This window comes from Streptomyces alkaliphilus, from assembly GCF_014141535.1.
In the GTDB taxonomy this organism is placed as follows: Bacteria; Actinomycetota; Actinomycetes; order Streptomycetales; family Streptomycetaceae; genus Streptomyces; species Streptomyces alkaliphilus.
The window spans coordinates 1-5,641 of record NZ_VKHT01000274.1 but is presented as its reverse complement, the minus strand read 5'-3'; the positions used below and the strand labels follow the sequence as shown (position 1 = coordinate 5,641).

General features: G+C 72.2%; 3 protein-coding genes. 1 reads left to right on the top strand and 2 read right to left on the bottom strand.

The genetic code is table 11. The features are described from left to right. The first annotated feature begins 129 nt into the window (after positions 1-129). A complete protein-coding gene (locus FNQ90_RS11000; RefSeq protein WP_407699341.1) occupies positions 130-1,200 on the top strand; it encodes a glycosyltransferase family 2 protein in 1,071 nt (356 codons plus the stop codon). A 61-nt stretch (positions 1,201-1,261) separates the two neighbouring features. Here FNQ90_RS11000 and FNQ90_RS10995 read toward each other — a convergent pair whose 3' ends face one another. Then, positions 1,262-2,758 (bottom strand): LCP family protein, encoded by a 1,497-nt coding sequence (locus FNQ90_RS10995; RefSeq protein WP_182606200.1) that lies wholly within the window; start codon positions 2,756-2,758, stop codon positions 1,262-1,264. Positions 2,759-3,495: 737 nt separating this feature from the next. Next, positions 3,496-5,283: an LCP family protein gene (locus tag FNQ90_RS10990; protein WP_182606199.1), complete on the bottom strand. Its 1,788-nt coding sequence runs from the start codon at positions 5,281-5,283 to the stop codon at positions 3,496-3,498. Between the last annotated feature and the right edge of the window lie 358 nt (positions 5,284-5,641).

The window sequence follows — 5,641 nt, the reverse complement described above, 5'->3', positions numbered from 1 at the left end:
CACCGGGGCAGATCCGGTCACCTCACGTTAATCAGATGAAATGCATGACACATCCGACGTGCCGCACGCCCCGCCGGGCACCACCCGTCCGGGGGAAGGAGGCCGACGCGCCCGCGATACCGTGAGTCGGTGAGCAGCAACCATCCGCCCGAGCGCCCCGAACCGGCGCCCGCGCCGGCCGACGCCCCACCGGTCTCCGTGATCATGCCGGTGCTCAACGAGGAACGGCACCTGCGGGCGTCCGTCGAGCACATCCTGCGCCAGGATTACCCCGGCGAGCTGGAAGTGGTCATCGCCCTGGGGCCCTCCACCGACCGCACCGACGCGATCGCCGCCGAACTGGTGGCGGAAACCGCCGACCACCCGCGCTGTCGGGTGGTCACCGTGCCCAACCCCACCGGCCGCACCCCCGCCGCGCTGAACGCCGCCATCAAGGCGTCCCGCCACCCGGTGGTGGTCCGCGTCGACGGTCACGGGATGCTCTCCGCGGACTACATCACCCGGGCCGTCCGACTGCTGGAGGAGACCGGCGCGGCCAACGTCGGCGGCATCATGCACGCCGAGGGGGAGAACGACTGGGAGCGGGCCGTCGCCGCCGCGATGACCTCCCGGATCGGTGTCGGCAACGCCGCCTTCCACACCGGCGGCACCGCCGGTCCCGCCGAGACCGTCTACCTGGGGGTCTTCCGGCGCGAGGTGCTGGAACGGCAGGGCGGCTACAACGAGGAGTTCATCCGCGCGCAGGACTGGGAGCTGAACCACCGCATCCGGAGGGACGGCGGTCTGATCTGGTTCTCCCCCGAACTGCTGGTCTCCTACCGGCCCCGGCCCACCGTGCGCGCGCTGGCCCGCCAGTACCGTGACTACGGCCGGTGGCGGCGGGTGGTGGCGCGATACCACCCGGGTTCGATCAACCTCCGCTACCTCGCGCCGCCGACCGCCGTGGTGGCGATCGCCGCCGGGCTGCTGACCGGCGTCGTCGGCCCGGTGCTGGGGGCGGGAGTCGCGGCCTGGGCGCTCATCGTGCCGGGTGGGTACCTCGCGGCGGTCACCGCCGGGTCGGTCCCCGCCGGACGCGGGCTGCCGTTCGGCGCCCGGCTGCGGATCCCGGTCGCCCTGACGACCATGCACATGTCCTGGGGCTGGGGCTTCCTGACCAGCCCCCGGAAGCTGGCCGAGCGGGTGCGCGCCGCTCGCTGACGCCTCACCACCGGGTCCGCGCGCCGGGTCCGGGGGTCTTCCCCCGGACCCGGCGGGCGGATCACCACACGGCGGCCGGGTTCACCCTCATGCAGGTGCTGTCGTCGTCCGCGCTCAACGCCTGCGAGCCGTCCAGCTCGCTGTGCTGCTCCCCCTCCGGGTCCTCCACCGGCGCCGGGTAGCCCTCGCCCTCGCGCCAGTCGGTGCCGATCACCAGGGTGATCGCCTCGGCGCTCGGCGAGATCCGCACCGCCCGCTTGGGCAATCCCAACTCCTCCGCGACGACCAGGGCGTCCGCGCGCAGGTCGTCGGTGGGATAGCTGAGGGTGGTGTCGGCCTGGGAGATCGGCCGCTCGTCCACCCCGGCCAGGACGAAGCCCACGCCCCGCAACACCTCGACCAACTCACCCGCCCGACCGTTGACCGGGGGCAGGGTGACCGAGCCGGTGCCGTTGCGCACCGCGATCGGCACGGTGTCCCGGGGCGCGTTGGTCGGATCCGCCGAGGGGGTCCCACCGGTATCGGCGCCGCTGTCCGCACCGTCCCCGGCGGTGTCCTCGGGGTCGACGAGGGAGTCACCGTCCCGGTCGTCCAGTGCCACGTCCTCGCGCACCAGGGCGAAGAGTTCCTCCGCCGCCCCCGGTTCGGGCACCACGTGCGCGGAGGGATTCCACGGGTCGGGGATCCACGGCATGGTGATCATGTTGATCCGCTCGGTCGGGATCCGGCGCAGATCCTCCCCCAGCTCGTAGAGCCGGGTCACACTGCCCAGCTCCTGGTCGACCGTCAGGGCCCGGGTCGCGGCGTTGGCCAACGCGTTGAGCTTGCCGGGGTCGGTCAGCCGGGCCCCCGCCTGCAACTCCCGCACCATGGAGGCGAGGTACACGTGCTGCCCGCGGGTGCGGCCGATGTCGCTGCCGTCCTCGAAGCCGTGCCGGGTGCGCAGCCACTGAAGTGCCTGCTCCCCCCGGATGACGCTCTCCCCCGCCGTCAGCCGCAGACCGGACTTGGGGTCGTGGACGTTGGCGTCCACGCACACCGGCACCCCGCCGACGGCGTCCGCCATCGACACCACACCCGCGAAGTCCACCATCATGAAGTGGTCGATGGGGATGCCGGTCAGCTCCTCCCAGGTGGCCACGGTGCAGCCGGGGCCGCCGCGTTGGAGGGAGTGGTTGATGGTGTCCGACCCCACGGTGGGGTACTGCTCGCCGCTCACCGGATCGGTGCAGGCCGGGATGGTCACCCGGGTGTCGCGGGGCACACTGATCACCGTCATGTTGCTGCGGTCGGCGGAGACGTGCAGCAGCATCTGGACATCCGCGATCGGGGGGCCGCCGGCGGTGTGCCGGGCGCCGCCCAGGCGCAGGTTCTCCTCGGAGTCCCGCGCGTCGGAGCCGATGAGCAGGATGTTCAGCGGGGTCTGACCGTCCGCGTTGGGCGGCGGCTTCTCGAGTCGGTGCTCACCCAGGTGCAGGTCCTGGCGGTCGATGTTGTCGTTGAGGTCGCGCACGTACAGCCAGGCCGCGACGCCCAGGCCGGCGACGAGCAGGGCCATGGTCGCGGAGCCGGCGATCAGGATCCGGGCCCAGCGCGGACGACGGGGCCGCTTCCCGCCACCGGCGGCGGGACGGCGACCGGCCGGGCCCGCGGGCCCGCGGGCGGCGGGACGACGGGCGGGGCGGGTATCGCGAGCGGCCGGCCCGGCCCCGTCGGTGTCCGCCGCGCCCGCCGCGAGGGCCCGGGGGGACCCGGCCGCGGCGACCGCGGCCGGCTTTCCGGTGCCGGCGGACCTCCCCGACCCGCCGCCACCCCTGCCGCTCTTCCGTTTCCCCGGGTCCCCCCGGGGTTCCCGGTTCCCCTGTTCCCCCGCCTCTGCGGAGGGTTGTTCCCCCGGCTCTCCCGACGACTGTTTCCCACCGGGTCCGCCGGCCTCACCGGAGCCGCCGGGTCCCTCCTTCCCGGCGAACCCCCCGCCCGGTTCCTCCGTACCCTGCTCCGGGGCCGCGGACGGGGTGGACGGCCGTCCCCGCCCCGTGGCGCCCCGGCCGCGTATTCGGCCCCGCCGCTCGGGCACCGGCTCGGGCTCCGTGGCCGGTCCGGCCTCCGGGGCCGGTCCGGGTCTCCCCTGGCGCGGCACGGAGGCCGAGCGCTTCCTCTCGTAAAGGCTGTCGTCCCAGCCGAGTTCCTCGGCCGTTCTGACCCGGGGACCCTCGCCGTCCTCGGATATGCCGCTGGGCACGCGTGTCTTCCCCCGCTCTGCTGGTCAACGATCGGCCGCCCGAGCGGGCGGCGTCAGGAGGCGCAGACGTTCTCGTCGTCCGCGGTGACGCTGTCGAGGTCGGCGGGCTTCTTCGCCTCGACCTCGATCGGTGTGCCCGCCCCCCGGAAGTCGTCACCGAGCACCAGGGTCATGGGGCTGTCCCCGGCATCGGCGGAGGACTCCTTCAGGGCGCCGGCGGGCAATCCCATCAGCTCCGCGAGGGTGGCCGCCTGACCGGCCTGATCAGGACCATACTCCAGTGTCGTGGTGGTCTGTTGGGCGGCCGCGTTACCGGCGTTGGTCGCCAGGGCCATGCCGTGGGTGTTCTGCAACCACACCAGGGTGTCCTGGGCCGCGCCGACCCGGGTGCCGCCGTTGTAGACGTCCACCCGGACCTGTGCCGCCGGGACCGGCTCCGCCTTCTCCGGGGCGTCGGCGGGGTCCGGGGAGTCCCCGGACTCCTTCGCCGCATCCTCGGCCTCGGTCAGCGACAGGTCCTCCTGGAGCATCCGGAACAGCGGCAGCGCCTTGTCCTCGTTGAGCACGACGGTCGCCGCCACCTCCTCCTCCGGGTTGTCGATCACCGGCACGGTGACGAAGCTGATGTCCTTGACCGGGACGTCGGCGAGGTCCTGGGCCAGTGCCACCAGCGACTGGATGTCGCCGATCGCGGTGTCCACGGTCAGGGAGTTGGTGACCGCCTCGGCCAGACTCCAGACCTTGGTGGGGTTGGTGAGGGTGTCCCCGGAGGTCAGCGAGCGGGCCATCGAGGCCAGGAACTGCTGTTGGAGTTCGATACGGCTCAGGTCGCTGCCGAAACCGACCGAGGAGCGGGTCCGCACGAACGCCAACGCCTGTTCGCCCTCCACCACATGGCGTCCGGCGGGCAGGGTCAGGTGGGACTTCTTGTCGTCGATGTCCTTGGCGAGGCAGACCTCGACGCCACCGACCGCCGTGGAGAGGTCCTTGACCGCGTTGAAGTCGGCCATCATGAAGTGGTTGATCTCCACCCCGACCAACTGCTCCACCGTCTTCCAGGTGCAGCCGGGGTCGCGACCGTCCACCCCGTAACTCTCGTTGAAGCGCACCCTCTGCCGGCCGGGGACGGTGCGGGTGCTGCCGTCGGGCTGAACGGTCTCGCAGTCGGGGATGTCCACCACCAGGTCGCGGGGGATGCTGAGGGCGGTGGCGTGGGTGCGGTCCTGCGAGACGTGCAACAGGACGGTGGTGTCGGCGTGGCCGGTGCTGTCGGCGTCACCGTAACTGTCGTTGCCCGCCCCCAGTCGCTCATCGGTACCGATGAACAGGATGTTCACCGGGGCGTCGCGGGTCACGGGATTGTCGAACGGCACCTCCACCTTGGTGAGATTGTCGTTCAATCGCTTGTAGACGTACCAGGCGACACCCGTGCCGATGAGCATGAGCATGGCCAAACAGGCGCTGACCCAGATCAGGATTTTCCGGCGGCGTTCCTTTTTCGCCCGTCGTCGCTCGGCGGCGGCGCGGCGCTCCGTCCCCCGACCACGGGGCGGGTCGCCCGCGCCCGGAGGGCGACGGTCGCGGGTGCGGGTCCCGGCCCCCCGCACCGTGGTCCCGGTGTCATCGGCCGGGCGACGCGGGCGCGGCGGAAGGGTCTTGGTGCCCGGACCCGTTCCGGTGGCGGGACGGGTCCGCGGCCGGACGGCCGGCACGGCGGCACGGGGGGTCGGCGTCCCGGAGAGGTTCAGCTCGTAGCCGCCCGTCTCGGGGTTGAACACCCACTGATCCGCGGGGTCGATGTCATCGAGACCGTCGACTCCCCCACGCCCCTGTGTGTCCACGAATCCCTGCACCCTTCTTGTGTGTACGGGGAATAAGACGGCTCACATTAGCCCCCGGTTCCGCGCCGGGCCATGGGCGGTGATGTATTCCACCGACGACACGGGGGACCGATCCCCAGGTGCGAGGTTTATCGTTTTCGCAGAATTTGAGAGGTTTTAGCGGGATAAGCGGCGACTCGAAACGCTCGCGACACCCACCCGTCGCTTCGCGTTCATCGCGCCCACGGGAACGTCACGCCGGCCATCCGGGGTTCACCCCGGGTCCGAGGGTCCCGGCGGCGGGTCCGAACCCCCGCCTTCCCCGCCGCGCCCGCTCCACACCTCCCGACGCGATCGGATGCCGAACCGGGATCGAATC

Coding starts and splice junctions, on each gene's coding strand:
- FNQ90_RS10995 (WP_182606200.1), bottom strand. CDS start 2,758: ATGGCCCTGCTCGTCGCCGGCCTGGGCGTCGCGGCCTGGCTGTACGTG.